The sequence below is a fragment of the Pseudomonas sp. 05N434 genome, from assembly GCF_056396965.1.
In genome coordinates this window covers 1-855 of record NZ_JBFTMK010000967.1, presented here as the reverse complement: position 1 = coordinate 855, position 855 = coordinate 1, and the positions used below count along the sequence as shown (strand labels likewise).

Annotated in this window: 1 protein-coding gene; it reads left to right on the top strand. The window is 52.3% G+C overall.

The window, feature by feature from the left end:
* Window positions 1-630: hypothetical protein (locus AC1DLB_RS31100; protein ID WP_477786416.1), on the top strand; the 630-nt coding region annotated here is incomplete at its 5' end.
* Window positions 631-855 lie beyond the last annotated feature (225 nt).

Below are 855 nucleotides of genomic sequence, written 5' to 3'. Positions count from 1 at the left end.
GCCTTGTCCCTGCTTGATCGACTCCGTGCCCCTTGGATCATTTTTTTTATAATGGACGCTCTTTACTCAGAAGCTACAAACCTCAACCTCCATTCAATTAATCGTACTTTCGTGTTCCGTGGCCAGCCAGTTTTCACAACACAGCCAATTAATCCGGCTTGGCGCCCRTGCTATCGACGCGCCCGGGAGACCCCAATCGTCAGCACAGTGATGCGCAAGGTGCACGGTATTACCTTCCATTTTCTCAATTATTTGTGGCGTGCCGGGGTTCGGGGGCAACCGGCGCCGGTCATGGCTAGGCCTCCGGAACCCCCACCAAATAAGAGTCTGGATCATGAGTTCATTCTGATTTTGAAGGGCTACGTTGAATCTCAAGGGTTGCCGACCAAAAAGGCGCTCCCTGATGTCTGCACGCTCACAGAAAGTCGAAGGTGGAAAGGCATGACTATCAGCGGTATCCAGGCCTTAATCCGACGGCATCGGGCTGCTATTGCCGATGCAGCAAGGAATGATGAGGCGCTGCTAGGTGCAACAGAAATTGCAAAAAAATTAGCGCAGTTGACGTTCAGCCAGGTACGGCGTTCGGCGCGCGCAAATCGGCAACTCGCGTGTAAAAACCAAGATTCCTAGATGATCTCAAATTCTGCTTGTCGCTTCATAGGACTTGCCCAGGCTGCCTACTAGCACTGCTAGGGTTTGCCTAGAACTACAGTTTGCCCCTCGCGAGCGCCCTGCCCCTCTCAATTACGGCACCCACACTGGCAGTTTGGACCTACCAGGTTTATCAATGATGATCGCCAGGCTTTGCTTGGCTCGCGTAGCTGCAACATAAAAGAATGAGAGACTCCAGTCTTC